At 65.5% G+C, this 15,079-nt stretch carries 21 protein-coding genes; 8 read left to right on the forward strand and 13 right to left on the reverse strand.

Annotated elements, in window-relative coordinates; all coding sequences use genetic code 11:
- Positions 1 to 83 precede the first annotated feature (83 nt).
- Positions 84 to 1,055 (forward strand): S1C family serine protease, encoded by a 972-nt coding sequence (locus CO675_RS20325; RefSeq protein ID WP_097673669.1) that lies wholly within the window; start codon positions 84 to 86, stop codon positions 1,053 to 1,055.
- Between the two features lie 212 nt (positions 1,056 to 1,267).
- Complete coding sequence (locus CO675_RS20330) at positions 1,268 to 2,350, forward strand: carboxylesterase family protein (protein ID WP_097673875.1); 1,083 nt, start codon at positions 1,268 to 1,270, stop codon at positions 2,348 to 2,350.
- 112 nt (positions 2,351 to 2,462) lie between these two features.
- Here CO675_RS20330 and CO675_RS20335 read toward each other — a convergent pair whose 3' ends face one another.
- Positions 2,463 to 3,362 carry an SDR family oxidoreductase gene (locus tag CO675_RS20335; RefSeq protein ID WP_097673670.1) on the reverse strand — a complete coding sequence of 300 codons (900 nt, stop codon included), beginning with the start codon at positions 3,360 to 3,362 and terminating at the stop codon, positions 2,463 to 2,465.
- A gap of 57 nt (positions 3,363 to 3,419) precedes the next feature.
- Positions 3,420 to 4,160 carry an SDR family oxidoreductase gene (locus CO675_RS20340; protein ID WP_097673671.1) on the reverse strand — a complete coding sequence of 247 codons (741 nt, stop codon included), beginning with the start codon at positions 4,158 to 4,160 and terminating at the stop codon, positions 3,420 to 3,422.
- A gap of 120 nt (positions 4,161 to 4,280) precedes the next feature.
- Here CO675_RS20340 and CO675_RS20345 point away from each other — a divergent pair, with 120 nt between their 5' ends.
- Positions 4,281 to 5,168: a LysR family transcriptional regulator gene (locus CO675_RS20345; RefSeq protein WP_097673672.1), complete on the forward strand. Its 888-nt coding sequence runs from the start codon at positions 4,281 to 4,283 to the stop codon at positions 5,166 to 5,168.
- An 18-nt stretch (positions 5,169 to 5,186) separates the two neighbouring features.
- Here the strand turns inward: CO675_RS20345 and CO675_RS20350 are convergent, their stop codons facing one another.
- Positions 5,187 to 5,840, reverse strand: coding sequence for a nucleotidyl transferase AbiEii/AbiGii toxin family protein (locus CO675_RS20350; RefSeq protein ID WP_097673673.1), 654 nt, complete (start codon positions 5,838 to 5,840; stop codon positions 5,187 to 5,189).
- Complete coding sequence (locus tag CO675_RS20355; protein ID WP_097673674.1) at positions 5,827 to 6,141, reverse strand: hypothetical protein; 315 nt, start codon at positions 6,139 to 6,141, stop codon at positions 5,827 to 5,829. Before CO675_RS20355 ends, CO675_RS20350 begins: the two co-directional genes overlap by 14 nt.
- A gap of 136 nt (positions 6,142 to 6,277) precedes the next feature.
- Between CO675_RS20355 and CO675_RS20360 the strand changes: the two genes are divergently transcribed.
- Positions 6,278 to 6,484, forward strand: a complete 207-nt coding sequence (locus CO675_RS20360) for a hypothetical protein (RefSeq protein WP_097673675.1) — start codon at positions 6,278 to 6,280, stop codon at positions 6,482 to 6,484.
- Between the two features lie 9 nt (positions 6,485 to 6,493).
- Here CO675_RS20360 and CO675_RS20365 read toward each other — a convergent pair whose 3' ends face one another.
- Together CO675_RS20365 and CO675_RS20370 are read right to left on the reverse strand one after the other, a co-directional pair.
- Entirely contained in the window at positions 6,494 to 6,796 is a 303-nt protein-coding gene (locus CO675_RS20365; protein ID WP_097673676.1) for an AzlD domain-containing protein, read from the reverse strand.
- Positions 6,789 to 7,514, reverse strand: coding sequence for an AzlC family ABC transporter permease (locus tag CO675_RS20370; protein ID WP_097673677.1), 726 nt, complete (start codon positions 7,512 to 7,514; stop codon positions 6,789 to 6,791). Before CO675_RS20370 ends, CO675_RS20365 begins: the two co-directional genes overlap by 8 nt.
- Before the next feature lie 26 nt (positions 7,515 to 7,540).
- Here CO675_RS20370 and CO675_RS20375 point away from each other — a divergent pair, with 26 nt between their 5' ends.
- Positions 7,541 to 8,143: a CGNR zinc finger domain-containing protein gene (locus CO675_RS20375; RefSeq protein WP_097673678.1), complete on the forward strand. Its 603-nt coding sequence runs from the start codon at positions 7,541 to 7,543 to the stop codon at positions 8,141 to 8,143.
- 40 nt (positions 8,144 to 8,183) lie between these two features.
- Here the strand turns inward: CO675_RS20375 and CO675_RS20380 are convergent, their stop codons facing one another.
- The 6 genes from CO675_RS20380 to CO675_RS20405 all read right to left on the reverse strand — a co-directional run bounded on the left by CO675_RS20380 (position 8,184) and on the right by CO675_RS20405 (position 12,090).
- Positions 8,184 to 8,861 (reverse strand): DsbA family protein, encoded by a 678-nt coding sequence (locus CO675_RS20380; protein ID WP_097673679.1) that lies wholly within the window; start codon positions 8,859 to 8,861, stop codon positions 8,184 to 8,186.
- A gap of 36 nt (positions 8,862 to 8,897) precedes the next feature.
- A complete protein-coding gene (locus CO675_RS20385) occupies positions 8,898 to 9,635 on the reverse strand; it encodes a sulfite exporter TauE/SafE family protein (RefSeq protein WP_097673680.1) in 738 nt (245 codons plus the stop codon).
- 219 nt (positions 9,636 to 9,854) lie between these two features.
- The gene (locus CO675_RS20390) at positions 9,855 to 10,577 is read right to left on the reverse strand and encodes an LrgB family protein (RefSeq protein WP_097673681.1); all 723 of its coding nucleotides are present in this window, start codon (positions 10,575 to 10,577) and stop codon (positions 9,855 to 9,857) included.
- Positions 10,574 to 10,960 (reverse strand): CidA/LrgA family protein, encoded by a 387-nt coding sequence (locus CO675_RS20395; RefSeq protein ID WP_097673682.1) that lies wholly within the window; start codon positions 10,958 to 10,960, stop codon positions 10,574 to 10,576. Before CO675_RS20395 ends, CO675_RS20390 begins: the two co-directional genes overlap by 4 nt.
- Positions 10,961 to 11,203: 243 nt before the next feature.
- Complete coding sequence (locus CO675_RS20400; protein WP_097673683.1) at positions 11,204 to 11,650, reverse strand: PaaI family thioesterase; 447 nt, start codon at positions 11,648 to 11,650, stop codon at positions 11,204 to 11,206.
- A gap of 5 nt (positions 11,651 to 11,655) precedes the next feature.
- Complete coding sequence (locus CO675_RS20405) at positions 11,656 to 12,090, reverse strand: acyl-CoA thioesterase (protein ID WP_097673684.1); 435 nt, start codon at positions 12,088 to 12,090, stop codon at positions 11,656 to 11,658.
- Between the two features lie 93 nt (positions 12,091 to 12,183).
- Here CO675_RS20405 and CO675_RS20410 point away from each other — a divergent pair, with 93 nt between their 5' ends.
- Positions 12,184 to 12,741: a TetR/AcrR family transcriptional regulator gene (locus tag CO675_RS20410; protein WP_097673685.1), complete on the forward strand. Its 558-nt coding sequence runs from the start codon at positions 12,184 to 12,186 to the stop codon at positions 12,739 to 12,741.
- Positions 12,742 to 12,803: 62 nt separating this feature from the next.
- Here the strand turns inward: CO675_RS20410 and CO675_RS20415 are convergent, their stop codons facing one another.
- Positions 12,804 to 13,295: a hypothetical protein gene (locus CO675_RS20415; RefSeq protein ID WP_097673686.1), complete on the reverse strand. Its 492-nt coding sequence runs from the start codon at positions 13,293 to 13,295 to the stop codon at positions 12,804 to 12,806.
- 219 nt (positions 13,296 to 13,514) lie between these two features.
- On the opposite strand from CO675_RS20415, the gene CO675_RS20420 reads away from it, so the two are divergent.
- A complete protein-coding gene (locus tag CO675_RS20420; RefSeq protein ID WP_097673687.1) occupies positions 13,515 to 13,787 on the forward strand; it encodes a PsiF family protein in 273 nt (90 codons plus the stop codon).
- Between the two features lie 137 nt (positions 13,788 to 13,924).
- Entirely contained in the window at positions 13,925 to 15,010 is a 1,086-nt protein-coding gene (locus tag CO675_RS20425) for an AbrB family transcriptional regulator (RefSeq protein WP_097673688.1), read from the forward strand.
- The last annotated feature ends 69 nt before the right edge of the window (positions 15,011 to 15,079 follow it).

Below are 15,079 nucleotides of genomic sequence, written 5' to 3' on the forward strand. Positions count from 1 at the left end.
AAGGTATATCATTCCATCTTCCCTGCCGGCAGAACCTCGGATTACCTTGAGGTTCCAGCGCCCTGCACGCCAGGAGATCCTTGATGCCCTCCATCACCGAGTGGAAAGTGCCGGCGGCCTTTCAGCCGCGCCCCGAAGACTACCGCTATGACCTCGATCGTGCGCTGATGAGCGTGGTCGGGCTGCATTCGATCATTCCGCCGGACGCCTTCAGCGCCGAGACGCTCGGCACCGAGCGCGCCGGCAACGGCGTCCTGATCGACAACGGGCTGGTGCTGACGATCGGATATCTGATCACGGAGGCCGCCACGGTGTGGCTGCATCTCGGCGACGGACGCGCGGTTGAGGGCCACGCGCTCGGCTTCGATTTCGAATCCGGCTTCGGCCTGGTGCAGGCACTCGGCAAGCTCGACATCGATCCGCTGCCAATCGGCTCGTCCGCGGCGACGCAGGTCGGCGACAATGTCGTGCTCGGCGGCGCCGGCGGCCGCACGCGCTCGGTGGCAAGCCAGATTGCGGCGAAGCAGGAATTCGCAGGTTACTGGGAATATCTGCTCGACGAGGCGATCTTCACCTATCCGTCGCATCCGAACTGGGGCGGCGCCGGACTGATCAACAATGCCGGCGAGCTGATCGGCATCGGCTCGCTGCAGCTCGAACGCGAGCGCTCGGGCCGCGCCGAGCATGTCAATATGGTCGTGCCGATCGACCTGCTCAACCCGGTGCTGAGCGACCTGCGCAAGTTCGGCCGGGTCGACAGGCCGGCGCGGCCGTGGCTCGGCATGTACACGACCGAGATGGACAACCGCCTCGTGGTCGTTGGCGTCGCCAGCAAGGGACCGGCGGCGCGCGCCGAATTGAAGACCGGCGACGTGATCCTCGCGGTCGACGGCGACAAGGTGACGAGCCAGACCGGCTTCTACAGAAAGCTCTGGTCGCTCGGCGCGGCCGGCGTCGACGTTCCGTTGACCATCTATCACGAGGGCGTCACCTTCGACGTGACGCTGACCTCGATCGACCGCATGAAGCTGTTGAAAGCGCCGCGGCTGCATTAGATGGCGGCGCTGTTGCTCGGCGAGCTCCCTTCACCTCTCCCGCTTGCGGGGGAGGTCGCCACGCGCAGCGTGGCGGGTGGGGGCTCCCTTCGCTCAGAGGTTCTCGCGCGCGGCAGCCCCCACCCCACCCCTCCCCTCCCCCGCAAGCGGGAGAGGGGGCGCAGCTTCCGCGCGGCTACATATTCGATCTAACAATCGAGAGGATGTCGACGATGAGCGAGGCCGTGGTTGACGACATTGTGGCCGTGCTGCCGCCACTGTTGCAGACGCTGGAATCGCTGTCCTTTGTCGCGCGCCACCTCAACCCGCCGGACTTCGATCGCGTGATGCAGATCGCGGGCGAGCCCGAGGAGGCCTTGCAGGCGGTGCGGCCGCGGCTTGCCGATTGGCCGGAGAAGTTCGCGCACATCAAGACCGCGCTGGAAGCTGCGATTGAACCAGCATTGGCCGGCTATGCGGGCCTGCGCGCGGTGCAGAATGGCGAAGGCGATCTGGTCAGCGTGTTCCGCGCGCTGCGCTATCTGCCGCGCGCGCAGGAGGCGCTCTACCCGCTGACCGAGCTGCCGCCGGTCAGCGGCTTCTTCATCGCGCCCGATTTGCGCGAGGATGCCGCGCTGCAGGCGAAGCTCGCGGCGACGCCCAATGCCGACACCGGCATCTTCCATGAGCGCAACGAGCCGGGCAGCCGCGGCGGCTTCTCGATGTATGTACCGGAATATTACACGCCTGAAAGCACCTGGCCGCTGGTGATGGCGCTGCACGGCGGCAGCGGCAACGGCCGCGGCTTCCTGTGGAGCTGGCTACGCGATGCGCGCAGCCGCGGCGCTATCCTGGTGGCGCCGACCGCGACCGGCCAGACCTGGGCGCTGATGGGCGAGGACACCGACACGCCGAACCTCAACCGCATCATCGACCAGGTGCGCGCGCGCTGGCGCATCGACGACACGCGCATGCTGCTGACCGGGATGAGCGACGGCGGCACGTTCAGCTATGTGAGCGGGCTCGACGGCGCTTCTCGCTTCACCCATCTTGCTCCGGTTGCGGCGACCTTCCATCCGCTGATGGCCGAGATGGCCGATGCCGAGCGGCTACGCGGCTTGCCGATCTTCATCACCCATGGCCGGCTCGACTGGATGTTCCCGGTGCAGACCGCGCGGCAGACGCAGGGCTTGCTGTCGGCCGCGGGAGCGAAGGTGATCTATCGCGAGATCGACGATCTCAGCCACACCTATCCGCGCGAGATCAATGCGGAGATATTCCAGTGGCTGGATAGTGAACGAACTGACGGCGCTTGAAAGACTGTATCCCCGTCACCCTGAGGCGCGAGCGAAGCGAGCCTCGAAGGGTGACGGGATGGATAGTGCGCATGGCACTATCCATCCCCTGCCCTGAATCGAAGAGCGCGAGTTACTCATTCACCCGCGGCTTGAGCAGATCGGAGAACCCGACCCGGTGCAGCATCTCGTTGCGGACGCGGTCGATCACGCCGAATGCAACTTCGGCACCGTCCTGGGTCGGATCGATGTGGACGCGGAACGGCCGCTTGCCGAACGGCGTGTCGACCACCTTGACGATGGCGTCCGCAACCAACGACGCGTCGGCATCCTCGGGCACGATCGCCGAAAACGCCTTCATGATCTCGTCGCCGAAGCCGGCATAGGGACCGGCTTCATATTCGGCAACCCGCGCCTGATCGGCGGGACGGCCGGAATGCGCGAAGTGGTTGGTGCCGCCGGTGAAGGCGCCGGGCACGATGATCGAGGTCTCGATGCCCCAACGCGACAACTCACGGGCATAGATCACTGCCATTGCATCCATGCCGGCCTTCGCCGCGAAATACGGCGCCAGATAGGGCGGCGTGCCGCCGGCCGAGCTGGAGCTCGACACCCAGACCACAAGTCCCCTGCCCTGCTTGCGCAGCTGCGGCAGCGCCGCGCGGTTGACGCGCTGGGTCGAGAGCACATTGACGTCGTAGAGCTCGGCAAGCTGCTCGGGCGTGAACGCCTCCGCCGGTCCGAACACCATGTGGCCGGCATTGTGCATGACAACGTCGAGGCGGCCCTCCTCGGCGACGATCTGCGCGATCGCCGCATCGACCGACGCCTGCGAGCCGACATCGAGTTCGAGCGAGCGCAGATCGACATTGTTGTCTCTGGCAAACTCCTCGATATCGGCAACCGCGGCGGCGTTGCGGCCGGTGGTGTGGCGCATCGAGGCGTAGACGGTGTGGCCGGCCCTGGCGAGCGCGTTGGCGGTGAGGCGGCCGAAGCCGCTCGAAGCGCCGGTGATGACGATGACCTGTTTCATGACACGTATCCTTGTGATGTCGGATTGAACGAGCGTTGGGTTGGAGGTGTGGAGGCGTCAGACCAGGCCGCCATTGGCGCGCAGGGTCTGGCCGTTGATCCAGGAGCCATCGGGACCGGTAAGGAACGACACGGCATTGGCGATGTCTTCGGGCGTGCCGAGCCGCTCCAGCGGGACCATCCTGGCGAAGCGATCGATCAGCTCGTCCGACTTGCCGTTGAGGAACAGATCGGTCGCGGTCGGGCCGGGCGCGACCGCATTCACCGTGATGCCGCGGCCGCGCAATTCCTTGGACAGGATCGCGGTCAATGACTCGATCGCGGCCTTGGTCGCGACATAGATGCCGTAGGTCTCGAGCCTGGTGCCGACGACGCTTGTCGAGAAGTTGACGATGCGTCCGCCGTTGCGCAGCCGGCGTGCCGCCTCGCGCATGGTGTTGAAGCTGCCCTTCAGGTTGACCGCGACCTGCTGGTCGAAGACTGCATCGTCGCTGTCGGCGATCCTGCCGAGCTTCATGATGCCGGCATTGTTGACCAGCACGTCGACGCCGCCGAACGCCGCCTCCGCCGCGTCGAACAGGCCGCGCACCGCATTGGCATCGCTGACATCGGCCTTCGCCGTCAGCGCCCGGCCGCCGGCGGCCTCGATCCGGTCGGCCACCGCCTGGGCGGGCCTGGCATCGCCGGAGTAGTTGATGACGACGGTGAAGCCGTCCTTGGCGAGGCGTTCGGCGACCGCCGCGCCGATCCCGCGCGAGGCGCCCGTCACCAGCGCTACCTTGTTGGTCTGGTTGGTCATTTTTAGTCTCCCATCAGTTGGGCGGCCAGGGCCGCGTTCGATGAGAGGACACTAGGCCTTGGCGTCAGCCGGATAATCATGCATCTTCCGGCATCACTATTCGTAATTGTCGGACAATAGATGGACCGCTTCGACGCGATGCGCGTGTTCACCCGGGTGGTGGAGCGGCGCAGTTTCTCACTGGCAGCCGACGATCTCGCTTTGCCGCGCTCGACGGTGACGGACGCGGTGAAGGGGCTGGAGGCGCGGCTCGGCGTGCGGCTGCTCGAGCGCACTACGCGCACGGTGCGGCCGACGCTCGACGGCGAGGCGCATTACCGCCGCTGCCTGTCGCTGATCGCGGACCTCGAAGACGCCGAGGGCGCGTTCGGCGGGGCCCGGCCGAAGGGGCTGCTGCGGCTCGAAGTGCAAGGCACCCTGGCGCGGCATTTCCTGCTGCCGAACCTGCCCGGCTTCCTCGCCCAATATCCCGATATCGAGATCAACATGAGCGAGAGCGACCGCTGGGTCGATCTGATCCGCGAAGGCGTCGACTGCGTGCTGCGCTTCGGCCAATTGCCCGACAGCGACATGATCGCGCGGCAGGTGACGATGCTGGAGCGGCTGACCTGTGCGACGCCGGATTACCTTGCTCGCTTCGGCGTGCCGACCGATCCATTCGCGCTCGATGGTCATCGCATGATCGGCATCCGCTCGCTGACGACAGGGCGCTTGCGCCCGATGGAGTTCGTGATCGACGGCACGCTGAAACAGTTTCCGCTGCCCGCGCCGATGTCGGTGACCGGCCCCGAGAGTTATCTCGCGAGCGCCAGGCTCGGCCTCGGCCTGGTGCAGGTGCCGCGCTTTCACGCTGAAGCCGATCTCGCGAGCGGCACGCTGATCCCGGTGCTGCAGCAATGCCCGCCGCCGTCGGTGCCGGTGTCCCTGCTCTATCCGCGCAACCGCCAGCTGTCACCGCGGGTGCGCGTGTTCATCGATTATGTGATGCGGGTGTTCGCGCGCCGTTGATGGATCGCCGGATGCCGGTCAGCAAAGCCCGTCCTTCAGATGGAGCTCAGGCAACTCGCCCACGCGATCTCGCGCGTTCGACAGGATAGTCCGGTCAACCGCAGTCACTGAGTTCAGATCTCCGTCGCCAAAGAATCCGATTGCCCGCAACACCTGCGCGGGCTCGCCGTGAAACATCGTCTTGAAAGCGCTCAAGGCTGTCGGCAACGAAGCGCCCGCGGACAACATTACAGCAATATCCCGATAATCCTTGGCCTCGGCGCGGTCGAGCGTCGCCTTGAGCTTGGTCGCCATTAGATCGTCGAGCGACGCGACGAGCAGCACGCCATCGGAGGTCTGAAGCGGGTCGTTGATACGGCCGAGCTTGAGGCCACCAAAGAACGAAACCTTGACCGGGCCCGATGGCATCTCAGCCAGCACGACCAACGTGTCCGGCGCGTCTTGCAGGATCGCAGCGCCGGCGATGAACGCTAATTCGGCGCGAAGTCGCCCCTTGTCCAGGTGCTCGGAACAGAAGAAGTCGAAATCGAGCGATTCACGATGACCAAGCTGGAGCGCGACGGCCGTTCCCCCGTACAGAACGAACTTCATTCGTTGCGCTGAAATAAGGCTCGGCCACATCTCGCGTTGCGCCGCCGGAAGGATATCAAGTCGCGGCTCAAACTGCGGCATGGAATCCCCTGCGGGGGGCGCTGTCCGGAACTGCCAAGCCCGTGGCAAATGTCAGCCGCCCCCGCCAGAATTCCCACGAACGATCATTGATCCAGCCCGGCTCGGCGCTGCGCATGATCGCGACCAGACGAGCTTGGCCGACTGCATCCTCGAGCAAAAGAATGTCGTCATACGTTCCGAGATTCATCGTTTGGGCGATGACACGCTCCTCGGAAAACGGCTGTCCATCCACCGGCCCCCACCACAAATACTTGCGGCGAAATTGCTCCAACAGATCGCTCGGTAAGCCTGTTGCCGTCATGGCCCATTATAGCTGATTCAAGCGGCGTTTTCCACGCAGAACGGCCCTTCGTGGAGGTTGATGATCCGCCGCGTCAGCATCCGGAACCACAGCGAACCCTACGACGTTATCCTCCCGACACCGGAGGGATTGAGCGATGCGGACGTTTTTCGGCATGATTTTGGGCGCGCTGCTGCTGGTTTGCGGCGTCTATGTCTATGATTCGATACGGACGTCGAGCGTCGCCAATGGCGAAGTGGCGCAGGATACCCGCACCATCGTGAATTGGGATGTTGCGGCCCATGACTGGAACCTGCTGAAGACGCGTGTTCACGAGGAATGGACCAGGGTCGCCGCGAAGTAACTGCCGGCGTCACGGCGCGATCGCGGATGTCGCGATCGCCGCACCGAATCCTGCGCTCAGCGCCACCCATTCCCTGGCCGTGACGGCCATCGTCACCAGCGCGACCATCGTCCCGACAAGACCTGCCAGCCCGCCGGACAGGCAACCGCCGACAATGAAAGCGATGAACAGATTGCCGGGCGCGAGCCGGAGAAACCGCGCGGCGATGCCGTCGTCGCGCATCGACGCGGCAAGGACGTATCCACCGGCTCGCATGGCATAGCATGTCAGCCCGAGGATGAAGATCACGCCGAGAACATCCAGGTCATGCATCAGTCCGCTCCATCATGCTGACGAGCGTGCCGCACCCGCCCCCGATCAGCATGGACCAGCTGGGATCCACGAAATGGCTGACCAGCAGCGCGACGACCGCCGAGATCAGCCACGGCCACGGAGACGCCGCGTTTTTCCACTGGCTGGGAAGCAGGGTCGCGATGAACATCGTCGGCAGCAGCGCGGCGGCGAGCTTCAGCGGTCCGTTGGTTGCGAGCGGGGCGGCATAGGCAAGCGCGGTGCCGCCGACCCAGCCGATCGCCATGGGGATGCTCGATCCGAGCAGATAGCCCGCGTCGGGTCCGTTGCGGTCCGCATCCGAACTCGTCATCAGCCACGACGCGTCCGCGAGCAGAAACAGGCTGAGCAATATCTTCCGGGGGGCTAGTCCGCCAAACAGCTGGCGCAGATGAGCGCCCATCAGTAAATATCGTGAATTGGTGGCGATGCAGGCAACAACCATGGCGGCAACCGGCAACGGGCTCGCCCACATGCTCAGCGTGATCGCCTGGGCGGTGGCGGAGTAGACGAGCAGGCTGAACAGAATCGCATGCGATGCCCCCAGTCCAAGCCCCTTGTAGGTCAGTCCCATCACCAGGCCGGCGGCGCCGTTGCTGAGCAGGAACGGCAAGGCCGCAACCAGGCCGCGCCTGAATCCGGCGGCCGTCATCGTTGGGAGGCGTCGAGACGGCTGGGTGATTGTAATGGTCATGATCATTAGATTAAACTTGGTGAGAGGCCGTGATGTCAAGGGATCCCGCGCGGGCAGCGACACAGTTCTTCGGAGGACGGGTCTGCCTCGACTTCGCGAACACGCTTGACTGGCGGACCTCGAACGAGCCACAGGAGCTGATCCCGGATTATGCTGCGCTGTTGTCGTGGAGCGAACGCCGCGGCACCTTGCCGCCCGCCGCGATCAGGAAGCTGAAGGCGCATTCGGCGAGCAGCACTGCCGTAGCCGCGATGCAGAAGGCGCATGATATGCGTCGCGACATCTGGGCGATTTCCGACGCGCTCCGCGATGGCCGCAGCGTGGACCTCCGTCTCGTCAACCAGATGCTGGCGCGGGCTCCTCGACAGCCCGACCTGGTGCGACAGGAGCGAGGCTATCGCCATGCGTTTGCGGGAACCGACGTGACGGAGCCGTTGTGGCCGGTGCTGTGGTCACTCACGGCCCTGCTGGCGTCAGACGACGCAAGCCGCATCGGATGCTGCGAGGCTCACGGCTGCGGCTGGTTCTTCGTCGACGAGAGCCCGAACCGGACGCGCAGATGGTGCTCGAGCGAAGTGTGCGGCAATCGCGAGCGCGCGCGGCGCGCCTATGCCAAGCGGAAAGGCTCGACGTAAACGCGCTCCATGTTGGTCGCGAGGGAAGCGACGTCGCGAGCTAGTTCTGCTCGGTCTTGCGGCCCATATTGGCCTTGCGCGCGTCGGCGATGACCTGCTCGAACTGATCGATGCTGAGCACGCCCGGCACGCGATATTTGCCGACGATGAATGACGGCGTGCCGTTGAAGCCGAACGCCATCGCCTGCTCGTTGTTGCGCGCCAAGACCGCGTCGATCGCCTTGGCGTTGGCGTCGAGATCCTTCTTCAGGCGGTCCATATCGAGGCCGGCGCCCGAGAGCAGTTCGGCAATGCGCGGCTCGGTGATGCGCGAATTGACCGAGATCATGGCCTCATGGGCGGCTTCGAACTTGTCCTGGTACTTCGCCGCCAGCGCCATCCGCGCCGCGACCTTCGACACCGGCCCGAGGATCGGCCAATCCTTCAGCACCAGGCGAACCTTGCCGTCGTCCTGCACCACCTGGCGCAGCTCCGGCGCCAGCTTGCGGCAATACGGGCAGTTGTAGTCGAACCATTCGACGATCGTGATGTCGCCCTTGGGATTGCCTATGTCCGGAATGTCCGGATCGCGCAGCACCTGGGCCTCGGTCAGGACATTGTCGTCCTCGGCGCGGGCGCCTCCGGCGGCCAGCAGCGCAATGCCGGCTCCGATGAGGCCGAGCGCGCCGCGGCGGGTAGCGCCGGCGTTGTCGAGGGGGAATTTCGTCAGGTGGTTCATAGCTCGTTTCCGGAAGGGCTCCTCGCCCTTCTACGCTCAGGACACATCGATGTTACGCAGCAGCATATAGATCGCCACGACGATAATCACAGTCGCAAACACGATATTTAGCGCGCCGCGCCGTTCCGACAGATGCCGGGCACTCCTCGTGCCCAGGAGGCCGCCCGCGATGCCGCCGGCGACGAATAGCCCCGCCAGGCCCCACGACACCAGCCCGGACCACGCATAGCTCAAGGCCGTGGTCACGCCGAAGGCGGTGACGGCCACCAGCGAGGAACTGACCGCGTTCATGATCGGCATCCCGGTCGCCAGCATCAGGGCCGGCACGATCAGAAAGCCGCCGCCGATGCCGAAAAAGCCCGACATGGTTCCGGTCACGAGCCCGAGACCTACGATCGCGGGCGTATTGGACACCGAGATCTTGACGTCGGTCAGCCCGACCCGCGCGCGGGTCTTCAGCATCAGGCCCGCGATGACCAGCATCACGATCGAGAACAGGGCAAGCAGCTTCTGTCCGTCCAGCATCTTGCCGAGGATCGAGCCGCCGAAAGCGCCGAACATGCCTGACAGCGCGAACACCAGTGCGCAGGACCAGATCACGGTGCCGCCGCGGGCATGATTGGACAGGTTGATCGCGGCATTGGCGGCGACCGCGATCGCCGAGGTGCCGATCGCGACATGCGGCTGGGGCACCCCGACCACATAGACCATCAGCGGCACGGCAAGGATCGACCCGCCGCCGCCGACCAGGCCCAGCGAAAAACCGACCAGCATGCCCGATGCCAGCCCAAGCAGGCTCTGAGTTGCGGAGAAGACCAAAGGGAACAGACTCGCGTTTGCGACGGCAACCCTAGAAGGATTTGCTGCTCAACACCATACCAATAGCACAAAACTGCCCTGCAGGAGGCGTCTCTTTATTTTGAGCATGATCTCCGCACAAACGCGCTGCGTTTGTCGCGAGGGAAAACCGGTCCCCACTTTTCCGGATCATGCTCAGCGCAGCAGATATGTCACGGCCAGCGGCACCAGCAGCGAGGTGACCAGCGCGTTCAGGCTCATCGCGATCCCGGCGAAGACGCCCGCGACCTCGTCGACCTGGAAGGCGCGCGCGGTGCCGATGCCATGGGCGGCGATGCCGGCGGCAAAGCCGCGGCCACGAAAGTCGGTGATACCGGTGAAGTTCATCAAGGGCGTGACGATGATCGCCCCCATGATGCCGGTGAGGATCACGGCGACCGCCGTCAGCGAGGGATCGGCATGCAGGGATTCGCTGATGCCCATCGCAACGCCGGCGGTCACCGATTTCGGCGCCAGCGACAGGATGATCTCGCGCGGCAGACCGAAGGCCCGCGCCAGCAGCACCACCGAGACGATTGCCGTGAGCGAGCCGACCGCGAGCGCGACCAGCATCGGCAGGACCGCAGCCGCAACCCGCCTGCGGTTCTCGTAGAGCGGCACTGCGAGCGCCACCGTCGCCGGCCCGAGCAGGAAGTGCACGAACTGCGCACCGGCAAAATAGGTGGTGTAGGAGGTCCCGGTCAGCAGCAGGAATGCGCCGATGATCCAGAGCGAATGCAGCACGGGATTGGCGAGCGGGTGACGCCTTGTCTTCAGCGACACCGCATCGGTCACGGCATAGGTCAGCAGCGTCACTGTCAGCCAGAGCAGCGGCGACTGCGAGAGATAGACCCAGAGCGAGAACGGATTGTCGCTCACGGGTTATCCTCCTCGCGCGCAAACATACTGCTCGCCGCCACGAAGGTCGCGACCGTCGCCAGCAGCGTGACGATGACCGAAACCGCGAGGATCACCAGGATCGCGATGCCATGCTCGGCGAGCAGATCGAGCTTCTGCACCACGCCGACGCCGGCCGGAATGAACAGCAGCGAGAGATTGGCGAGCATGCCGCGGCTTGTGCTCTCGACCCCGTCATTGCCGAGCGGCCCGCGCGCGAGCGCCGGAAAACGGTCGCGTGCCAGCAGCAGCAACAGCAGCAGCACCAGCCCGACCACCGGGCCCGGCACCGGCACGGCCAGCGCCCGCACGGCAACCTCGCCCACCAACTGACAGAGCAGGATCAGACTGAGGCTGGCGATCATGACAAGGCGCTCACGCGAAGCATGCGCGTATCAGGTCGGTGTGGCGGGGCCTTGTCAATGCGCGGGACTCAAGCGCGTGCGCAGATGTTGGGCGCGTTGCACAAATCCATCGCGCCCTATCAAGCCCGTCACCCTGAGGAGCGCGCAGCACGTCTCTAAGGGTCGACGGCCACCGGCCGGGCCGTGCATGCTTCGAGACGCCGCTGCGCGGCTCCTCAGCATGACGGGGATAGTTTGGCGCGGTTACCCCTCCCGCCTTTGCAGCGCCATCAGCGTACCGCTCATGGTCGCGACCAGCGTCTCGATGCCGTCCTGCACGGCGTAGGCGCGGCCGTCGCACACCGTCAGCGTCCGGCCTGGCTTGACCACGACGCCGCGGAACATGAATCGCTCGCCGCGGGCCGGCGCCAGCAGATTGGTCTTGAACTCCACCGTCAGGATGTCGGCGCCGTCGGGCATCAGCGTGAAGGCGGCGATCCCGCAGGCATTGTCGAGCCCCGCGGTGATGATTCCGGCATGCACGAACCCGTTCTGCTGGCAGAAATCCGCCGCGTAGGGCATCGCGAGATCGACCTCGCCCGGCTCCATGCGCGCGATCGAGATACCAAGCGTCTGCATCGCGCGCTGGCGCGCGAATGTGGCGGCGGCGACCGCGCGGAAGTCGGGATTCTTCGGCTCGAAGCGGGGCATGGCGATCACGCGGTCACGGGTTCAGACGGCACGAGGTGCGGCATCGCGGCGTAGCGGATCGCCGGCGCGAACGGCGCCGATTTGCGCGCGGTGCGATCGATGTGCACGGCCGCGATCTCGCAGGTCGCGGCAATCTCGCCGGTCTCCGCATTGCGCATCTCATGCAGGATGCGGACCGACTTGTCGCGGAACTCGACCAGCCGGCTCTTGACCTCGACGAGGTCGCCGGCGAGCAATTCGCGCTGGTAGGAGATGTTCTGCTGCACGGCGGCCATGCCGCGGCCAGACTCGCGCAGATAGCTCGGCGTCAGCCCGAGCCGCGCAAACATGTTCCAGTTCGCCTCGTCGAACTTGCCGACATACCACATGACGTTCATGTGGCCGATGTGATCGCAGTGCCAGGGATAGACCGTGCCGCGATAAGTCGCTTCGCCCTCCATCATCCCCTCCTTCGACTTTTGATACGGTAGCGTATCACTGGCGAAGCGGGCTAGCAATACGCTGCCGTATCGGGACTGCTCCGCGGAGATCTCATGACTGAAGGCAAGGGCGACGTCTGGGTCGCGGCCGGTTTTGCCGAACTGGCGCATAGCGGCGTCGACGGCGTGCGAGTCGAGGTGCTGGCGAAGAATCTGGGCGTCACCAAGGGCGGCTTCTACCGCCGCTTCAGGGATCGCGCCGCGCTGCTCGAGGCCATGCTGACGCGCTGGCGCGACGGCCGCATCGCCGCGATCGAGAAGCAGACCGCGCTCGACGGCGCCAGCGCGCGCGAGCGGCTGAAGGCGATCATCACGCTCTATTCGGAGCGCATGAACACCGAGGCGATGGCCGTCGAACTCGCGATCCGGCAATGGGCGCGCACCGACGAAGCCGCGGCAGCCGCCGCCGCGAGCGTCGATGCCGCGCGGCTGAAGCAGGTCGGCCAGCTCTATCGCGCCACCGGGCTTTCGGCCGACGAAGCCGATGCGCAGGCCTTCCTGTTCTACTGCTTCATCTTCGGCCAGAGCCTGTTGTTTCTCGAACGCGGCCCGCGCAAGCGCGCGCAACTGCTGGCGCAATCGGCGGACACGCTGCTCGCGGAAAGCCAATAGCGTTCGCGCAAAGAAAAGCGGCCGACTTGCGCCGGCCGCCCGTCAAATTCGCTTCAGCTGGCTCAGGCGCCCTTCAGGTGCTTGTTGCACTCGCTCCAGTAGCCGCCGCCCTTCTGGATCCACTTCAGGCCGCCATTGCCGCCGGTGGTCTTGTTGGCCTTGTACTGGTCGTCGCACGTCTTGAAGCGCTGCTTGCCCGGGGTCTCCTGGGCGTATTTGGGATCGACCGCGTTCGGAAACACGGCGGGTCCAGCCGGCATCGCCGGTGCCGCGGCCGGAGCTGCTTCCCGCTTGGCTTCCTTCGGCGCGGCCGGAGCCGGCGCGGCGGCAGCGGGCGGCGGAGCGGCGGGCGCCGCAGCCGGGGTCGCGTCGGCGCCGCACTGGGCCTTGCGGAAATCATTCCACTTCTGGCCGCCGAGGGTGCCGGCCGTCTTGGCCGCCTGGTACTTGGCGCTGCATTCCTGCGCGGTCAGGGCCTGCGCCGGCGCGCTCGCCGCAAAGGCTGCAAAGCCCGACACCGCAATCACACACAACAATCTGGTCTGAATGGTCATCCCTGGTCTCCCGTCATCCCTGGTTTCCCGTGGGGCTTCCCCTTGGGGCTTCCCTTGGGGGCATTGGTGTAAGACCATTATCCTAGCGCAACCCCGACTTGCGACAACGTGCGGACGCCCTTGGCCGTTAAAATATTGTGGCGGCGCGACCACCGCATATTCATCCACGGTTCATCATCGCCGCGCAACGTTTCGGCTCCTTTCCTCACGAGGTGCCCCATGATGACGATTTCCAAGCTCGCGACCGCAACCGCCCTTGCCTCCCTGCTGCTGATGGGCGGAGCCTTCGCGCAAACCGCCGCGCCCGCCGCCAAGGAGGCCGCTCCGAAGGCCGACGGCAAGATGGCGAAGGAAGCCAAGCCGCGCACCGCCGAGTCGCTCGAGTGCTCGAAGCAAGCCGATGCCAAGGGCCTGCACGGCAAGGAGCGCAAGAAATTCCGCTCCGAGTGCAAGAAGGCGGGCGGCGCTGCCGCAGCGCCGGCCGCGAAGTAACGCGTAGACGTATTTTGACCTCCTTCACCCTCCCCGCCGGGGAGGGTGAAAATCTGCGCGCCGGGGGCGAGCCGAGGCGCAATGCTGCAATCGCGAGATGCAATTGTCCCGTGGTTGCGAATTTGCCATAAGGCGGCGTGACCCTGATCCGCGCTTCGATGGCGACCGCCATTCCCGACCGCAGCAAAGTTCTGAACGGGCTCGAGACACTCGTCATCGGCGCCGGCGGCGGCTTGCTGTTTTTATGGGCGGGATTGCCGGGTGGGCTGATCTCGGGTGCGATGTGCGCGGTCGGGATCGCAGCATTGGCCGGACGGCCGCTCGCGGTGCCGCCGGTGCTGACGCAATCGGTGCTGCTGCTGCTCGGCATCTCGCTGGGCTCGCTGATGTCGCAGCAATTGCTGCAGCACATGAGCTCTTACCCGCTCACCATCGCCCTGCTAGCGCTGGCGACGTTCTGCTCGACCTTCGGCTCGAGCGTCTATCTGCAGCGCATCCATGGCTGGGACCAGACCTCGGCCTTCCTGGCCGGCAGCCCCGGCGCGCTCTCGCAGATCACGATCCTCGCCGCGGAAAAGGGCGCCGACGTCGCGGCGATCGCCGTGGTGCAGACCATGCGCGTCATCATCCTGACCGCGGCGCTGCCGCTCGTGCTGGCGCTGACCGGCGTGACGCATGCGGCGCCGCCGCCATTGCCGACGACGGTCGCCTCGCCGTTCGGCCTCACGGCCCTGGTCGCCGGGTCGATCGGCGTCTCGCTGCTGCTGCGCTGGATCAAATTCCCCGCCAGTTGGATGTTCGGCGCAATGCTCGCCTCCAGCCTGCTGCATGGCTCGGGCCTGGTCGATGGCGGCCTGCCGCCCTGGCTCCGCAATATCGCACTGGTCGGCATCGGAGCGCTGATCGGCACCCGCTTCGCGCGGATGAAGACCTCGACCCTGCTGAGCCACGTCAATGCCGGGCTCGGCTCGTTTGCGATCGCCATCCTGATCTCGGCCGTGTTCGTCGCGGTGATCGCCTTCACCACCCATGTGCGGCTCGCCGACGTCGTGGTCGCCTTCGCGCCCGGTGCGATGGACGCGATGCTGGCGCTGGCGCTGACACTGCACATCGACCCGATCTTCGTCGGCGCGCATCATCTGTCACGGTTCCTGTTCGTCACCATCTCGACGCCGGGCATCATCCATCTGTTCGGACGGCCGCAGGACGACGTCGACGATTAGGCCAAGGCTCACCTGTTAATTCCGTCATCCCCGTGCAAAGGCTTCGCCTTTGTCGCTGGAGGTGCGAGC

It is taken from the genome of Bradyrhizobium sp. C9 (genome assembly GCF_002532045.1).
Taxonomy (GTDB): domain Bacteria; phylum Pseudomonadota; class Alphaproteobacteria; order Rhizobiales; family Xanthobacteraceae; genus Bradyrhizobium.

Excerpts from the sequence above, each read along its gene's own strand:
- CO675_RS20380 (WP_097673679.1), bottom strand. The coding sequence starts at position 8,861 with ATGAACCACCTGACGAAATTCCCCCTCGACAACGCCGGCGCTACCCGC.
- CO675_RS20355 (WP_097673674.1), bottom strand. The coding sequence starts at position 6,141 with ATGACGGCAACAGGCTTACCGAGCGATCTGTTGGAGCAATTTCGCCGC.
- CO675_RS20335 (WP_097673670.1), bottom strand. The coding sequence starts at position 3,362 with ATGAAACAGGTCATCGTCATCACCGGCGCTTCGAGCGGCTTCGGCCGC.
- CO675_RS20345 (WP_097673672.1), top strand. The coding sequence starts at position 4,281 with ATGGACCGCTTCGACGCGATGCGCGTGTTCACCCGGGTGGTGGAGCGG.
- CO675_RS20405 (WP_097673684.1), bottom strand. The coding sequence starts at position 12,090 with ATGGAGGGCGAAGCGACTTATCGCGGCACGGTCTATCCCTGGCACTGC.
- CO675_RS20330 (WP_097673875.1), top strand. The coding sequence starts at position 1,268 with ATGAGCGAGGCCGTGGTTGACGACATTGTGGCCGTGCTGCCGCCACTG.
- CO675_RS20350 (WP_097673673.1), bottom strand. The coding sequence starts at position 5,840 with ATGCCGCAGTTTGAGCCGCGACTTGATATCCTTCCGGCGGCGCAACGC.
- CO675_RS20360 (WP_097673675.1), top strand. The coding sequence starts at position 6,278 with ATGCGGACGTTTTTCGGCATGATTTTGGGCGCGCTGCTGCTGGTTTGC.
- CO675_RS20370 (WP_097673677.1), bottom strand. The coding sequence starts at position 7,514 with ATGATCATGACCATTACAATCACCCAGCCGTCTCGACGCCTCCCAACG.
- CO675_RS20385 (WP_097673680.1), bottom strand. The coding sequence starts at position 9,635 with ATGCTGGTCGGTTTTTCGCTGGGCCTGGTCGGCGGCGGCGGGTCGATC.
- CO675_RS20420 (WP_097673687.1), top strand. The coding sequence starts at position 13,515 with ATGATGACGATTTCCAAGCTCGCGACCGCAACCGCCCTTGCCTCCCTG.
- CO675_RS20325 (WP_097673669.1), top strand. The coding sequence starts at position 84 with ATGCCCTCCATCACCGAGTGGAAAGTGCCGGCGGCCTTTCAGCCGCGC.
- CO675_RS20415 (WP_097673686.1), bottom strand. The coding sequence starts at position 13,295 with ATGACCATTCAGACCAGATTGTTGTGTGTGATTGCGGTGTCGGGCTTT.
- CO675_RS20400 (WP_097673683.1), bottom strand. The coding sequence starts at position 11,650 with ATGCCCCGCTTCGAGCCGAAGAATCCCGACTTCCGCGCGGTCGCCGCC.
- CO675_RS20365 (WP_097673676.1), bottom strand. The coding sequence starts at position 6,796 with ATGCATGACCTGGATGTTCTCGGCGTGATCTTCATCCTCGGGCTGACA.
- CO675_RS20410 (WP_097673685.1), top strand. The coding sequence starts at position 12,184 with ATGACTGAAGGCAAGGGCGACGTCTGGGTCGCGGCCGGTTTTGCCGAA.
- CO675_RS20395 (WP_097673682.1), bottom strand. The coding sequence starts at position 10,960 with ATGATCGCCAGCCTCAGTCTGATCCTGCTCTGTCAGTTGGTGGGCGAG.
- CO675_RS20375 (WP_097673678.1), top strand. The coding sequence starts at position 7,541 with ATGTCAAGGGATCCCGCGCGGGCAGCGACACAGTTCTTCGGAGGACGG.
- CO675_RS20340 (WP_097673671.1), bottom strand. The coding sequence starts at position 4,160 with ATGACCAACCAGACCAACAAGGTAGCGCTGGTGACGGGCGCCTCGCGC.